Origin of the sequence: Pseudoalteromonas sp. OFAV1, assembly GCF_021532595.1 — a bacterium.
In the GTDB taxonomy this organism is placed as follows: Bacteria; Pseudomonadota; Gammaproteobacteria; order Enterobacterales; family Alteromonadaceae; genus Pseudoalteromonas; species Pseudoalteromonas lipolytica_C.
Map to the genome: position 1 here is coordinate 1 of NZ_JAKGBG010000041.1, position 15,422 is coordinate 15,422.

The window sequence follows — 15,422 nt, forward strand, 5'->3', positions numbered from 1 at the left end:
TCGGTTAGCTTATCAAATTGAGGTAATGGCACATCCACTTTACCTGCCAACAAGGCCGATAAGGTTTGCTCCATTAATTGCGTATCATGCGTACCTGGTACACCACGACTGGCAAACAAGGGATGAACATCTTTAGCAAACTCAGTGCGTGCATCACGACTTAAATAAAAGTCATCGATTGATAATGACACACTGTTAAATTCAGTATTGCTATTAACCCAAGTCACTAAAAAATCAGCGAGGGTTGTTTTTCCTGAGCCTTGGCAGCCGTTGATAGCCACCAGCATAGATTGACCGGTCATTTTTGCGCTCAAAATATCTTGCGCGAGGGGTATAAAAAACTGCTCACTTAAGTATTGATACTTGAGTGGTAACTGATGTTTCGCTAAAAACGGGGTAATATCCACAACATTTGCCTCTTGCATAATCGCTCCTACCAGTATGACATAGAGATAAATGCAGTTAGTAGACCAGTTTTATAACTCGTTATTTTTTATATAGTTACAAAAAAAGCGCGTATTTAACGCGCTTTTTTGGTGCAATATTTAAGCAGTTTTTAAGTTCTAATCAACTTGTTGCACTGCTTTGGGGAGGACAGCATTTAAGATAATCCCTAAAATTGCGCATAAGCTCACACCTTGCAAACTAAACTCGTCACCGCCGAGGTGCATGCCACCAATACCAAACACTAAAATCAGTGCGATGATAGTCAAGTTGCGAGGCGCGGTAAGGTCTTCACCTGATTTTACTAAAGTATTTAAGCCTACAACGGCAATTGAGCCAAATAGTAAAATCATGATGCCGCCCATCACAGGAACCGGAATAGTTTGTAAACCCGCACCCATTTTTGCCACAAATGCGAGCACAATCGCGATGATAGCAGTCCAAAGCATCACTCGAGGGTTGAAGTTACGCGTAAGCATGACCGCCCCCGTTACTTCAGAGTAGGTTGTATTAGGTGGACCACCAAAAACCGATGCCGCTGAGGTTGCTAAACCATCACCCAATAAAGTGCGATGTAAGCCCGGTTTCTTTAAATAGTCTTTACCCGTGACTTGGCTAATTGCCATCATGTCGCCAATATGTTCTATAGCTGGCGCAATGGCCACAGGCACCATAAATAAAATAGCTTGCCACTTAAACTCAGGGTAAGTAAATGCAGGTACAGCAAACCAGCGAGCTTCAGTAACCGCATTAAATTCCACAATACCTATAAATAACGAAGCAAGGTAACCTGCTACAACACCAGCAAGAATAGGAATAAGTTTAAATACACCTTTACCCCATACCGCAAAAATCAGCGTAACCAATAATGATAAACCAGACACCCAGATAGCTTGTTCATAAGGAACTAGTTGCGCACTGCCATCCCCTGCTTTACCCATTGCCATATTCACAGCAACGGGCGCTAAGGCTAAACCAATCACCATAATGACTGGGCCAACAACCACAGGCGGTAACACTTTATGCAGTGCATTCACGCCTTTAAATTTTACAATCAAGCTAAGTGCAAAATAGCAAAAGCCTGCCATCATTAAACCGCCCATAGTTGCAGGAATACCCCACATTTGTACTGAGGCGATAATAGGTGCAATAAAAGCAAAAGACGATGCTAAAAAGATAGGAACTTGGCCTTTGGTAACCACATGAAACAGCAAGGTTCCTAGGCCTGCGGTAAATAAAGCCACATTGGGATCAAGGCCTGTCAGTAACGGCACAAGTACCAGTGCGCCAAATGCAACAAACAGCATTTGCGCGCCGGTTAGAATTGTTTTTAACGAAAATGTTTGATGATTTTCCACGTGCACGCCTTACACTGTACCAAAGATCTTGTCACCGGCATCTCCTAAGCCTGGGATGATATAGCCTTTTTCGTTTAAGTGACTATCTAGTGATGCCGTGAAGATTTCAACATCTGGGTGCGCCTCAAGGGTTTTTTCTACACCTTCAGGTGCTGCCACTAGTACAATCACTTTAATATCTTTACAGCCTGCTTTTTTCAGCATATCGATTGTGGCGATCATTGAACCACCCGTTGCCAGCATTGGGTCAATAACAAGGCTTAAACGCTCATCAATTTTACCAACCAGTTTTTCAAAGTATGGCACTGGCTCCAATGTTTCTTCGTTACGCTGCAAACCTACAACACTTACTTTTGCAGCAGGTAATAATTGCATAACGCCATCCATCATACCAAGGCCGGCACGTAGAATCGGCACAACAGTAATTTTTTTACCTTTAATGTGCTCTACATTGAGGTTTGAACCATCCCATCCAGTGATCTGCACGCTTTCTAATGGTAGGTTTTTTGTTGCTTCGTATGTAAGCAAAGTACCTACTTCAGACGCCAGCTCACGGAAACTTTTTGTGCTAATACCTTGTGCGCGCATAAGGCCAAGTTTGTGTTGAACTAACGGATGAGTAATAACATGGATAGACATAAGTAGAACCTAAATGAAATAAATTACGCCTATTTTAGCGCAAAATAGTCTACTCGACTGCAAAAATTGCATACTTACTGCATTAATTCGAACAACTGGTCTAAAATTAAACAGCTGTGTGCAAATTTTAATTTTTTTGCAACAACACGTACGGTCAATATTTAAGATTTAATTATTTTTTGGGTTAAGCTGTAATGAAAACACTCACATTTACCTTAATACTATTTTGTTGCATTTCCTTACCAACCCACAGTGAAACACTCAATATTCAGATGATGGCTGACTTTATCCCCCAAGATGGCGGCAATCCAGAAAATGAAGCCACTACGTTTTTACTTGCTGCTGCCGCTGAGTTAGGTGATGAAATCAGCCTGCACTTTATACCGGCAAGTCGGTTAAGAGAATGGCAGCAGTTGAGCAAAATGAATAATGTTTGCTTATACAATAAATTAAAAACCCCTGACCGTGAGGCCCAAGCCGTATTTAGTCAATACCCTCTGATGGCTTTTCCTGCTAACAAATTGGTGGTATTCAACAAGCCAAAGATCCCTGATTCCATTACCCTGCTACAAGCTATTAATGACTTCAATTTAACAATAGGCATCATCAAGGGCCGCTCATATTCAGAAGAAATTGATAACTTTATACGCTTAGATGATGAGCACTTTTTTATGTTAGAAGGGGCAACCAATGCACCTCGGCTTGGTCAGATGCTATTTCAAAATAAAATTGATGCAGTTTTAGAATACCAAACTGTATTTAACAATCGCTATAAGCGAGCACCGGGTCTAAGTCACATTCGCTATATCAGCCTTAAGCCAGAAAAAGCCGCGTTGTTTGGTTATATTGCCTGTTCACCGACAGAGGTCGGCAAACAAGCCGTAGCACTGTTCGACAAAGCACTTAAAACCGAAAAGGTACGCACATTAATTACTCAGCGTTTAATGGCGCTATTTCACGAAGGTGAAAACACACAAATTGTAAATGCCTTCAATGCAGCGTTTGAGCACTAAGCCGATAAAATCTGCTCCATAACCCAGCTTGTATGTAGTGCAGTTTCACCAGTTGATGGGTGTGGTTGCTGGGCATAAAAATAATTCGCCATGTTTTCAACATGATATTGTTGAATGTGTGCTGGGTTATCAATTACAAACTGTTGTGTTCCCTTTGCGTTGTTAAGCACAATGGGCTTTTCATCAAATACACTAAAGCTAAGCTCGCCTTCACTGCCATAAATCATTACATCATCAAAACGATTTGCTGAGGCAAAGTTCCAGCTTCCGGTGCCTGTAACACCAGATTGATGCTGCCAGTGCGCGGTTATGGCATCGAATGCAGAATATAAGCCTTGTTGATTGGCACATAAACCATGCACCTTATTAAAATCACCTAAAAGGTAGGCAAGTAAATCAAGGCCATGGCTGGCTAAATCGTCAAAGTAACCGCCTCGTGCTACTGTTTGATCGGTACGCCAATTATACTCTCCCGATAAATCTAGGGGATTCGGCGACTTACTTAAATGCCAACTTACATGACGCGGCTTACCAATGGCACCTTGTTCAAGTAACTGTTTAACTTGATTAAAGCGCGGTAACGAACGACGATAATAAGCCACAAACAGCGGCTGTTTAGCTTCTTTAAACGCTGCGACAATGTCAAGGCTATCTTGATAACTTGGCGCAAGTGGCTTTTCTATACAACAAGGTTTACCTGCCGCTGCCACTTCAAGAGCAAACGCTTTATGGCTATCTGGCGGCGTGGCGATATACACTGCATCAACACTGTTATCGTTTATTAGTTCACTTGGCGAAGTGTACACCTTTGCTACATTATGGCGTTTAGCATAATCATGGGCTTTTTCTAGGTCGCGGCGTGTCACTCCAATAAGCGCAATACCTTCTGCTTGTTGATAAGCTGGGCCGCTTTTCACTTCGGTTACAGCACCACAGCCAATAATGGCAAATCGCATTGGCTTATTCATTGTTATTCCTTTGTATTTGTTAAGTACGTTGCAAATTGCTGCTGCATGTAGCCATTTATTTTTGCATGAGTTGGGCTCCAACCTGCTAAAAAACGATAAAAATCACTCCATGCGTAACACCATAGCGCTCGCCAACTACTAACAACATGCACAGGATTTATACTCGGTTGAAAGCGTTTTAGTGCTAGGGTAAGAGTGTCAAAATAACGATTTAAATAATCATCTGCAACTGATTTTAATGCTGTATCATCTAAACAACTGCCTAAAAAATACATCAGATCAATCACCCCAACACCCTTGCCAACATATTGAAAATCATAGCCAAGAACATGTTGGTTTTGTGGCGCAATCGCAAAGTTGGCAAGCTTAGCATCACCATGAATTAACGTTTGGTAAGGTGACTCACTCAGCGCAGTATCAATAGGTTGCGCCTGCGCTTTTAAGCTTAAATCGCTCATACGCTGTAACTCATCTGGCCGTGTTGCTAAATGCCAATAACTACCTCGAGGCCAAAGTCCCTCGGATGAGCTTGCTAAATGAAAAGCATGAAAATGTGCAAGCCAGTTTATAATTGCTTGAATGTGGCTGTGTGTAGCATGTGCTTGCTGGTAACCATGTGCTACGAAATCACTAAATAATAACGCTTGCTTAGTGCCCTCTTGTATTGCATCAACACAGTGGATTGTTGCAGCTTCATGGGGTAATTGATTAGAATAATGCCGATACCAGTTAAATTCGACTAAGTAAGATTGGCGCTTTCTGGCAAGTGCAAAATCACTTTGTTTTATACGACTATGATTAATCTGGCTAGGCACTTCAATCGCTTTAATTACCGTAGCAGCACCATTCATTTGGCAACGAATAATCTCACCGCATCCGCTCCATACTGATGCCGCTTGCTGTAGCTCTGTAATGTTTGAAAAGTGAGAAGTAACAAATTGCCTAAGATCCATAACGCTCTATGATTTAAAAAACGAATGGCAATGGTAGGTGAAATTAGCTACTGGCACAACGGCCTATAGGCAATAAAAAACCCGTGCTAAACACGGGTTTTCGAAGATAAAGTCCTAATACTGCTAAGGACTTGCATTGTTGAATTACTCGTTTACCACACTTTTAAGTGGGTTAACTGGCTTTGCATTGTCATCCAGTAAGTTCATATCAAAATCGAACTCATCAACACGAATCGCTTTCTCACGTTTCTTGTTGTAGTCAATCAGTTTTGCATACTCTTCTTCGTTGATAACACTTGCAACAAGTGCATTATCAAGAGTTTCTGCAAAACGAACGCCCGGCTTGATAGTTTTAGCACGCAGTGCTTTTTTAACTTTTGCAAGTAAATCAAGACACGCCATTTTCGCTTTGTACGCTTGCTCATTGATGTAATGACCATCACCTTCAATTGGATTAACCAAGTGAGTGATTTGCGCTTTAAATGCCGTATCCATTTGCGCTTGAGTCGCAAGTTCAAGGATTAAATCATCGCTGATCTTAGGCATTTTCTTTGAGTAGTTCATAGTAATGAAACGCATAAACTTACGAGTACCACTTGCAGGGAAGTTATCTAGGAACTTATGCAGTGCTTCTTCAGCGCTTTGTAGTGCAAAGCGAGTCGCATAGTGGAAGTAAGGCGCAGCTTGCTCACGTTCACTGCTTGCTACTTTTTGCTCGTAGTATTTAATCGATGCCATCGCCGCATACAAGAAGCTCATTACGTCACCTAAACGTGCAGATAACATTTCTGCTTGCTTAAGTTTGCCGCCCAGTACCAATAACGAGAAGTCAGCGTAAACTGCAAGTTTTGCAGATAGTTTGTGCGCTGCTTTTTCGTATTCACGTACTTCTGGTAGTGACGATTTAGCACCCGCAGTAAACGGTAATACACCTAAACGGAAAGCTCGTAAGCTGTTAGCTACGCTGTAGCCCACTGTTTTACGTAAGATACTGTTGAATTCTTTGTCTGCATTTTTGTCTTCGCTGTGGATAGACTCAACCATAGATTGCAGGTAAGGGTGACAACGCATTACACCTTGACCAAAAATCATTAGGTTACGAGTAAGAATGTTTGCACCTTCAACCGTGATTGCGATAGGTTGAGCAACATAACCACTTGCTAATGTATTTTGCGGACCATTTTGAATCGCTTTACCTGCTTGAATATCCATTGCTGAATCAAGCACGTTACGGCCAATTTCTGTCATGTGGTATTTAGCAATCGCAGTGACTACAGATGGTTTTAAGCCCATGCCTAAACCTTCTGTTGTTAATACACGCATTGCTTCTTGAAGGTAAGTTTTACCTGCGATATCAGCAAGCTTCTCTTGAATACCTTCGAATTGACCAATCGCCAAACCAAACTGCTCACGCACAGCTGCGTACTCAGAAGCACCTTTAAATGCCACTTGTGATGAACTAACACCTAGTGCCGGTAACGAGATACCACGGCCTGCACCTAAACAGCTAACCAGCATTTGCCAGCCACGACCGATGTTCTTTTGACCACCAATGATGAAGTCCATTGGTACAAATACTTTTTCACCGCGTGTCGTACCGTTGTAAAAACGAATACCCATAGGGTCATGACGATTACCAAGCTGAACACCTGGGTGATCTTTAGGAATAAGCGCACAGGTAATACCTAGGTTTTCTTTACCACCTAGTAAACCATCAGGGTCAACCACTTTAAATGCTAAACCTAATACTGTCGCAATAGGTGCTAGTGTGATGTAGCGTTTGTCCCAAGTAATTTCTAAACCTAAAACTTCTTCGCCATTGAATTGACCACGTTTAACAACACCGATATCTGGAATACCACCCGCATCTGAACCCGCTTCTGGGCTAGTAAGCGCGAAACATGGAATATCACGACCATTTGCAAGGCGTGGTAAGTAGTGATCTTGCTGTTCTTTAGTACCGAAGTGTAGTAATAGCTCACCTGGGCCTAGAGAGTTAGGAACCATCACGGTTACCGCAACCGCAGAACTCTTAGTCGCAATAGTCGCAACAATAGTAGAGTTTGCATAAGGGCTGAACTCTAAACCGCCGAATGATTTAGGGATGATAAGCGAGAAAAAGCGCTCTTTTTTCAAGAAATCAAGAATGTAGTCAGGAAGATGTACACCATTTTGAATTTCAGAATCATCAATCATTGATAATAATTCTTTAACTGGGCCATCTAAGAATGCCTGTTCTTCAGCGCTCAGCTTAGCTGCTGGCACGTCACGAAGTGCATCGAAGTCAGGTTTACCTTGGTAGATTGAACCTTCTAACCAAACATCACCCGCATCTAACGCTTCTTGTTCTGTAATTGAAATACTAGGTAATACTTTTTTTAATTTTGTACGTAAGCTCATAATAAACTCATCCGACCAGATAGTAATACCTACATTACGTCACAAAATGAGCAATAGATCAATTGGTCCAACCAGTTTTTTTAACATTTTTTTATATTTATTTTTTCTTTGTATGCTAAGCACTTGAATACAATGGGTTTACACGTGTACGCTCAATTGCAATTTTTTATCCCGAAATAGCTAACAACTAAAGACTGAGAACAAAAAGCCCAACTAAAAAGTTGGGCTTAGATACAAATACTGAGTGAATGATTTAGAGCTCATCTTCTATGGGGAATAGCGAAATAAACCAAACCTGAAAACGCCGCCAAGATGATGTTTGTGGTTCTTCATCAAACTGCTCATTACTTACTGTGTCGAGCCAAACTAAGTCATCATCTTTAAGTTCAACTTTCCAGGCATATTCGGGCATTTGCGTATCAACCCAATGGGCTAAAAAGCGACTAAGCTTTTCGCTTTCGATTAACACTCCCATCTCGGTATTTAAATCAAGTGAGCGAGGGTCAAGGTTCATGGTGCCCACAAAAATCCTTTCATCATCAAAGGTCATGGTTTTTGCGTGTAGGCTTGCTTGCGATGACCCTGTAACTTTGCGCCCTGCTTTGCGCTTAATAGCCATTAGATCACTGGGTTTTAATTCCCAAAGCTTTACCCCAGCCTTGATGAGATCTTCTCGGTATTTTTTATAACCGGCATGCACCGCGGATACATCCGTAGCAGCTAAAGAATTCGTTAAAATAGTGACATCAATACCTTTTTGAGCCCAGTTTGTTAACAGTTTCACACCTGAATCGCGAGGAATAAAATACGGTGAAATTATAATTGCTCTGTGCTTGGGCTCACCCATTTCTTTAAATAATAGTGGTGACATGTTTGCAGAGCGCTCATTGACATCATTCATCACTTTATCGGGATGGTCGTAAAACAGCACAGATTTTTGCCAATCAAACTTAATATCATCATTTTGAAGCCGTTTTACAAACTCACTTTCACGTAATTGTTCAACATAATTACTTTGCTGGTTTTGCTCAACATAGCTTGAAAGTGTGTTTGTAATATCAACCAAAGATTGCTCATCTCGTGAACCATGTAACTCTTCAACAGGGTAAGAAAGTTGATGATTCCAATACAAATCAAAGGCTTTTGATGCCTCTGGAACAATCTCTCCAGCACTCATGACATCTAAATCAATAAATTCAGAATGATCTTCTGCCGAAAAATAAGCATTGCCAATATTTCGGCCACCAGTGATAAAAATCCGATTATCAACAATAAAACTCTTATTATGCATTCGTCTTGACAGTTGACTGTAATTACTTAGAAAGCCAAGCGCTTTAAAACGACGGTTAGGAAAGGGATTAAATAAACGAACTTCAATATTAGGATGAACAGCCAGTGCAGCGAGGTCTAATTCACTATCTGCTTGCGATAAATCATCGAGTAGTAAACGTACTCTTACCCCACGCTCCGCAGCTTTTAATAAAAAAGCCGTAAATAATATAGTGGTTTGCTGTCTGTGGTATAAATAGTACTGCACATCAATGGTGTGCTCTGCAGAATCAATAAGTGCCAATCTAGCTACAAAGGCATCGACCCCATCTGCTAGAGGATAAAAACCAGATAATCCAGGATGATTATTACCCACCGCATCTCCTATAGTACTGGGTGTATCTGCTGCAATGGCATAACTTGGTTGAATAGACTCTCTTGAAGGTAATTGTGCGCAACCAGAAATATACAAAAATAATACACAAAAAAGGAGTTTTGAAGAGTCTAGTATCATGGCTTCCTACCATTGATTTAACGTGAGATACACGTGATCGTTATACTATTACCCTAATAAATGAACGGATTAAAAGCAAATAAAAACTAATATGGAGGGATAAAGAAGTAAAAAGTAGTAATAAAAAGGTTTTAACGGCTTTAAGAGCAAATAGATTAAGCTACTTGCTCAGTAATATCAGCAATTTCGATTAGTTTACGATTGAGAATTTTTTTACAACAACCACAACACTTGCCGCACTGGGTACCCACCTGCAGCTCTTTTGATAATTCACGCATAGTCATCGCGCCATCATCAATTGTTTGTTCAATTTTTTTGTCAGTTACACCATGGCAAAGGCAAATATACATGAATGCAAACCACTCTCATTTCTGTTGATGGAATGCATATTAATCTAAACGGTAATAGTTCGCAATAGTGTTATAGACAATATTTACATAACTTTTGAACCAGAACTGTCTAAATGGCACACGCATAAAAATTTCCCCTTATGTTATGGACGGTTAGTCAAAGGCGGGGAAAGAAAAATTTTTAAATTTTTTTGTAAGATCTAATTTGCTAGTTGTTGTTTGTCAGTAATGTGGGCAAGTAGCTACTTAAGACGACCGCACCAAAAGCATAACTAAAGTTAATGATTTTTCAGTAACCCCAAATTAACAGGCTTAATAATTTAGCTATTAAAGCCTGCGGCAATTTTGCACTACTTACCCAAACTTTAAACCGCAAAAGAGTCCCTCTAATTACACTTTATGCCTTGTTATTGAAAAGCATACCTGAGTGATTATTGCTAGGCATTGAAAATAGTGAATTGATCATCGAAGAAACATTGCTTTTCACTGCTCGCTGAACAGCATTAACCTCATCGTCTAACTGCTCATTTAATTCTTTTAGTTGCACTTCACGCTGCTCAGGCGTTAACTCTTCATTTGTCTCTACAATATTAATTTTATTTTGCAGTTCTTTAATCTTAGCAACTAACTCTTGCTGAGTGAGTGGGGTATCTGGTTTTGTCTCTGTGTCAGAATCTACATTGTTATTTTGCTCATTATTTTTGGCATAGCTGTTTGTTGCATTATTGGTGTTTAGATTTAGATCATTTTTATTTTTCTGACCCACAGGGTCTGACAATACAGAAGATGAAAATGGAGTAACTTGCATGATATTCCTAAGGTTATTTTTTTGACACTTTTAAGCTGTGCTGTTTAAAAAGAAATTAATGCACAAAACGTACCTATTAAGCATCCAAATCTTTCTATTTAAAGTCTTAAAGCATACTCAAGCACTCACCTTGTACTTGTTTCCCCAAAGCATAATTTAGTTAATTGCAAAAACTAGTTATAAATTACTATTTGATAACTTTTTAATAACCTTTTGTGATCGCTTTTCAAATCTCCCTCGTTCACTTTGTTGTGATGGACACGTCGTAACGTCCGAACATACAAATATATAAGGCAGAACGATGAAATACTTACTCTTGGCAACAAGCTTGCTATTTATCACAGCATGCAGCGATGATGACGACGAAAAAACCGAAGTGGTTACTCCACCCCCAGTTCAAGAATTCAGCCCAAGTATGACCTACTCCGTTACATTGAGCGGCAAGCAAGAAGTGCCGATGAATAACTCAATGCAAACAGCAACTGCAACAGTAGAGCTTGACGAAAGTTTAATGCAATTTCGCGCAACACTTGACGCAAGCTCAGTCGAGGGCTTTAGCGCAGCACATATACATGACGGCGACTTAGGTGCTAATGGCGATGTTGCATTCACATTTGAAGCCACCACCGATGGTATGTATGAAGTCGCAATTACTGACCTTGATGAAAGCTTAATCGCTGATTTGATGGATGGCGATTGGTATATAAATCTACACACTGAGCAGTATGCTAATGGTGAATTACGTGCGCAAATTGTGCCTGATACAACCAGTATCATCACCTTTGTTTTAAATGGCGAACAACAAGTACCTATGAACGACAGCGACGCAATGGGTTATGGCTATGCGTCTTACGACAGTGTCACAACAGAATTGCGCCTTCGTGCAGTGACTATGGGTGTTGATGACGCAACGGCGGCTCATATCCACACTGGAAAATTAGGTTCAAATGGTGATGTTTTTGTTGCTCTAGAGCAAGATGATGAAGTAATGACAGATTGGGTAGTCCCAGAAGGTACAACAATCGATAGTGATACCCTAGCAATCCTTTTAGATGGTGGTCATTATGTCAACGTTCATACGCCGGAGTATGCCGGTGGTGAAATCCGCGGCCAGATCCTAACGGATAACTACGCTGTTGCTACATTCGCTTTAAGTGGCAATCAAGAAGTACCAATGGTTAACACAATGGCAAGTGGTGATGGCTATGCATTAGTTGATACTACCGACTACAGTGTCGAGCTTACTGTTGTAACTTCAGGCCTAGACGATGCCAGCGCTGCGCACATTCATACAGGTCGTATTGGTACAAATGGCGATGTATTAGTCGCTCTTGAACAATCAATGGACGACAGCAACGTGTGGATGACGCCAAGCAATACTCAAATCAATGCTGATATTTTTGCAGTACTGGCTTCTGGAGGCCATTACGTGAATGTCCATACTCCGGGTAACCCTGGTGGCGAGCTTCGCGGACAAATTCTTACCAGCAATTATATCTTCACAACCTTTAAACTTAGCGGTAAGCAAGAGGTACCTGCCGTTATGAGTAACGCTAGCGGCGAAGCTTATGCATTAATTAACATGGATAATTACGGCTTAGAACTACGTGTTAGCACCATGGGCGTTGATGATGCAACAGGCGCTCACATTCATACAGGCCGGATTGGCACAAATGGCGATGTATTAGTTGCGCTTGAGCAATCAAGTACTGACACAGGAATGTGGATGACACCGGAAAACACGCAAATTAATGCTGATATTTTCGCAGTACTTGCTTCAGGTGGCCATTATATTAATGTTCATACGCCAGCTAACCCAGGTGGCGAAATTAGAGGCCAGATCCTAACAGACAACTATCAGCTTGTTACTTTCCCACTCAGTGGAATGCAAGAAGTTCCTGCTGTCGACACTATGGCATCAGGCAGTGGTTATGCATTAGTGAACATGGATAATTACCATCTAGAATTAAGAGCATTAACTGAAGGTGTTAGTGATGCTACTGCTGCACACATTCACACTGGCCGTATCGGTATGAATGGTGATGTACTTGCTGCGCTAGAGCAGTCAAGCGAGAATACAAATCTGTGGCAAACACCTGAAAACACCATGATCAATGCCGACATTTTCGCAATACTCGCATCAGGTGGCCATTACGTTAATGTGCATACGCCTGCTAACCCAAGTGGTGAACTGCGAGGCCAAATCCTTACCGATAACTATGTATTCGTGACCTTCCCACTAAGTGGTGAACAACAAGTTCCTGCGGTGACAACAGATGCCTCTGGCGATGGCTATGCATTAGTAAACACCAATGATTACAGCGTTGAATTGCAAGTACTTACATCAGGAGTAAGCGATGCGAGCGCTGCGCACATTCATACCGGTTTTGCAGGTGAAAATGGCCCTGTGCTAGCTCCTCTTGAGCAAGACAATGATGATATGAATCGCTGGATGAGCACTACAGGCTTAATGATTAATGCTGAAATTTTCTCTGTTCTCGCTTCAGGAGGTCATTATGTAAATGTACATACTCCTGCTAATCCAAATGGAGAGATAAGAGGCCAAATTCAATAATTCCCGTGTTACAGAGGCCAATAGTTAATTGGCCTCTTTATCTAATTAAGCGAAAATTAGACCCTATAATTAAAATTATACTTTCAACTTTATTGTAAATAGCGAATGTGTAATTTTCTTGCTACCTAATCTCACAATAACACCCCTCGGCATCTGAATTAATAAACCGACTATTAAACCCAGCACGTAAGTTTGCAATTACTAACTCGACAAAGCCATCTAAGCTTGAACACGCTAGTCCTTTTGACAATGGACCTGCGTATACAAGTTGTTGATTTTCCGAAATTAGTACAGCAGCCGGGTAAGCGGGTAATAGTGCCGCCACTGCTGAGGTTGGTTTAAGCTTTATAACTTTAACATCTTGTTCAGTAGCATAATCTGTAAGGCTAGCAATATGGGCTTGGGAGCGAGCTGAACAGACACAGCTATTATCATCAATAATATATAAGGTATTGCTGTTCTTTGAGCTAAGCCCCATGGAGGTTTGAAATAATGACAGCCAATTTGGCTTTGCTAGTTTTCTATCTGGGTCAAAAAGTGTGATTTGTTGAGAGTAGGCAATCGATAAAGCAGCTACAACCAAGGCAATCCAAACTAGGATTGCCACAATCACTCTCTTGCTACTTGAATTTGGCAATACCCTGCTCCATCACATCAATACTTTCATCAATGAGTTGCACGCGTTCGGTAAGCTTTTCGATCATCAGGTTGTCTTTGGCTTGGTTGGCAATTAATGCTTGTGAATTCTCGGCAATGGCACGTGTATTTCCCGCTTGGCTCTGTACTACATGCGCAACCGATTGAGAGCTGTTTGCAGCAAGGTTAACTTGCTCTGTCATTTCAGTAATTTGTAGTTTCATCTGTGAGCTTATCGCTGACAATTGCTCAATTAACGCCACACTGCCTTGCATTGATTTAGTTGATGAAGCACTGTTTTGCATCAAGCTTTCGAGCGTATTGGTTATTTTATCGGTGGTATGTTTACTGCGCGTTGCCAGGTTTCTGACTTCATCAGCCACTACAGCAAAGCCGCGGCCTTGTTCACCAGCACGCGCAGCTTCAATAGCTGCATTTAGCGCAAGTAAGTTAGTTTGCTCAGCAATTGATGAAATCTCATTAAGGAGTTCAGAAATATGACTACAAGCATTCACTAACTGAGAAATATTCTGATCAGCTTCTTGTAAGTTGCTTGCCAACTCTGCTGCTTTGGTATCGGTATTTGCAACTTCATTTAATGCGTCTGCGGCACTAACATGCAACTGCTCAAATTGCATTTGTAATTCATTACTTTCGTGTTCAACATGGGCAAAGCCTTCAGCAACACGCTCGCCTGATTGTGCAATATCTATAGACAACTGCTCACGTAACACGGCTTGCTCATGCAGCTCATCATGAACCTCAAGCAATTGTTTAGATTGATTTTTAAGAACATTAGTTTGACTTTTCACATCCCCCACAACCCGAGATAAAAAGCCAAGTAAGCGATTAAAACCCGCCACAGCTTTACTATGGCGCTCATCTGCTCTTAGGCTAATATTTATACGGTTTTCATCAGCCATAATTTGTTCTGTTGTATCGCTTAAAGAAAGACCCGAGCTTCTCTCCAGATGCAAAGTTTTGGCAATATAACCTGCCACAAATGCTTCAACGATGGCATACACAGCATGAATAAGTACAGTGCTAAAATACAGCCTGTCTGGATCGAAAACATAAAAACCAGACTCGTTTATCTGTAAAAAGTAAAAGCTCAAATGGTGAACGGCAACAAAGACAAGCGCTGTAATAAACACGCGCCATTCAACAAACATGATCAATACTGCCATTAAAATAAATATTTCAAAGTGAACTTCAATGAGGCCGTAGCTTTGTTGGATGTGTAAAAACGAAAACATCATGCAACCGGCAGCGACTACATGAGCTGTTAATTTGCTCGTTGGATATTGATAGAGCATCCAAAGTGGTAAAGACAGCAGTAATAGGCCTGTGACCACACCCGTTATTAGCGTCGAATAAACAAAACCTAAAACCAAAGATTCAATAAACAACAACAGGAACAAATAAGTAAAAAGGCGGCGCACACTCGTCATAGTTAAAGCCTTAATTATTAAATAATTTACAAAAACACAATTAA

At 41.0% G+C, this 15,422-nt stretch carries 12 protein-coding genes and 1 pseudogene; 2 read left to right on the top strand and 11 right to left on the bottom strand.

Features of this window, described 5'->3' with window-relative positions; all coding sequences use genetic code 11:
• From L1267_RS18040 to upp, 3 genes and pseudogenes are all read right to left on the bottom strand, one after another.
• Window positions 1-425: pseudogene (locus L1267_RS18040) on the bottom strand (HAD-IIB family hydrolase); the annotation flags it as partial.
• A 138-nt stretch (window positions 426-563) separates the two neighbouring features.
• Window positions 564-1,802, bottom strand: coding sequence for a uracil-xanthine permease family protein (locus L1267_RS18045; RefSeq protein WP_235383692.1), 1,239 nt, complete (start codon window positions 1,800-1,802; stop codon window positions 564-566).
• A 9-nt stretch (window positions 1,803-1,811) separates the two neighbouring features.
• Complete coding sequence (upp, locus tag L1267_RS18050) at window positions 1,812-2,441, bottom strand: uracil phosphoribosyltransferase (protein ID WP_135926935.1); 630 nt, start codon at window positions 2,439-2,441, stop codon at window positions 1,812-1,814.
• 194 nt (window positions 2,442-2,635) lie between these two features.
• Here upp and L1267_RS18055 point away from each other — a divergent pair, with 194 nt between their 5' ends.
• Complete coding sequence (locus L1267_RS18055) at window positions 2,636-3,454, top strand: ABC transporter substrate-binding protein (RefSeq protein ID WP_235383693.1); 819 nt, start codon at window positions 2,636-2,638, stop codon at window positions 3,452-3,454.
• Here the strand turns inward: L1267_RS18055 and L1267_RS18060 are convergent.
• The 6 genes from L1267_RS18060 to L1267_RS18085 all read right to left on the bottom strand — a co-directional run bounded on the left by L1267_RS18060 (window position 3,451) and on the right by L1267_RS18085 (window position 10,716).
• On the bottom strand, window positions 3,451-4,422 hold the full coding sequence (locus tag L1267_RS18060; protein ID WP_235383694.1) for a Gfo/Idh/MocA family protein: 972 nt from the start codon (window positions 4,420-4,422) through the stop codon (window positions 3,451-3,453). The genes L1267_RS18055 and L1267_RS18060 overlap by 4 nt on opposite strands.
• Window positions 4,423-4,424: 2 nt before the next feature.
• Entirely contained in the window at window positions 4,425-5,375 is a 951-nt protein-coding gene (locus tag L1267_RS18065) for a phosphotransferase (protein ID WP_235383695.1), read from the bottom strand.
• 144 nt (window positions 5,376-5,519) lie between these two features.
• Window positions 5,520-7,775 carry an acyl-CoA dehydrogenase gene (locus L1267_RS18070; RefSeq protein WP_235383696.1) on the bottom strand — a complete coding sequence of 752 codons (2,256 nt, stop codon included), beginning with the start codon at window positions 7,773-7,775 and terminating at the stop codon, window positions 5,520-5,522.
• Window positions 7,776-8,028: 253 nt separating this feature from the next.
• A complete protein-coding gene (locus L1267_RS18075; RefSeq protein ID WP_135926930.1) occupies window positions 8,029-9,558 on the bottom strand; it encodes a phospholipase D family protein in 1,530 nt (509 codons plus the stop codon).
• 155 nt (window positions 9,559-9,713) lie between these two features.
• On the bottom strand, window positions 9,714-9,908 hold the full coding sequence (locus L1267_RS18080; protein ID WP_135926929.1) for a (2Fe-2S)-binding protein: 195 nt from the start codon (window positions 9,906-9,908) through the stop codon (window positions 9,714-9,716).
• 397 nt (window positions 9,909-10,305) lie between these two features.
• Complete coding sequence (locus tag L1267_RS18085) at window positions 10,306-10,716, bottom strand: hypothetical protein (RefSeq protein WP_235383697.1); 411 nt, start codon at window positions 10,714-10,716, stop codon at window positions 10,306-10,308.
• A gap of 301 nt (window positions 10,717-11,017) precedes the next feature.
• On the opposite strand from L1267_RS18085, the gene L1267_RS18090 reads away from it, so the two are divergent.
• Complete coding sequence (locus L1267_RS18090) at window positions 11,018-13,291, top strand: CHRD domain-containing protein (protein WP_235383698.1); 2,274 nt, start codon at window positions 11,018-11,020, stop codon at window positions 13,289-13,291.
• Between the two features lie 121 nt (window positions 13,292-13,412).
• Here the strand turns inward: L1267_RS18090 and L1267_RS18095 are convergent, their stop codons facing one another.
• Window positions 13,413-13,898 carry a DUF6436 domain-containing protein gene (locus L1267_RS18095; protein WP_235383699.1) on the bottom strand — a complete coding sequence of 162 codons (486 nt, stop codon included), beginning with the start codon at window positions 13,896-13,898 and terminating at the stop codon, window positions 13,413-13,415.
• A 13-nt stretch (window positions 13,899-13,911) separates the two neighbouring features.
• Window positions 13,912-15,378 carry a methyl-accepting chemotaxis protein gene (locus L1267_RS18100; protein ID WP_135926925.1) on the bottom strand — a complete coding sequence of 489 codons (1,467 nt, stop codon included), beginning with the start codon at window positions 15,376-15,378 and terminating at the stop codon, window positions 13,912-13,914.
• Between the last annotated feature and the right edge of the window lie 44 nt (window positions 15,379-15,422).

Excerpts from the sequence above, each read along its gene's own strand:
- upp (WP_135926935.1), bottom strand. The coding sequence starts at position 2,441 with ATGTCTATCCATGTTATTACTCATCCGTTAGTTCAACACAAACTTGGC.
- L1267_RS18055 (WP_235383693.1), top strand. The coding sequence starts at position 2,636 with ATGAAAACACTCACATTTACCTTAATACTATTTTGTTGCATTTCCTTA.
- L1267_RS18060 (WP_235383694.1), bottom strand. The coding sequence starts at position 4,422 with ATGAATAAGCCAATGCGATTTGCCATTATTGGCTGTGGTGCTGTAACC.
- L1267_RS18065 (WP_235383695.1), bottom strand. The coding sequence starts at position 5,375 with ATGGATCTTAGGCAATTTGTTACTTCTCACTTTTCAAACATTACAGAG.
- L1267_RS18070 (WP_235383696.1), bottom strand. The coding sequence starts at position 7,775 with ATGAGCTTACGTACAAAATTAAAAAAAGTATTACCTAGTATTTCAATT.
- L1267_RS18075 (WP_135926930.1), bottom strand. The coding sequence starts at position 9,558 with ATGATACTAGACTCTTCAAAACTCCTTTTTTGTGTATTATTTTTGTAT.
- L1267_RS18080 (WP_135926929.1), bottom strand. The coding sequence starts at position 9,908 with ATGTATATTTGCCTTTGCCATGGTGTAACTGACAAAAAAATTGAACAA.
- L1267_RS18085 (WP_235383697.1), bottom strand. The coding sequence starts at position 10,716 with ATGCAAGTTACTCCATTTTCATCTTCTGTATTGTCAGACCCTGTGGGT.
- L1267_RS18090 (WP_235383698.1), top strand. The coding sequence starts at position 11,018 with ATGAAATACTTACTCTTGGCAACAAGCTTGCTATTTATCACAGCATGC.
- L1267_RS18100 (WP_135926925.1), bottom strand. The coding sequence starts at position 15,378 with ATGACGAGTGTGCGCCGCCTTTTTACTTATTTGTTCCTGTTGTTGTTT.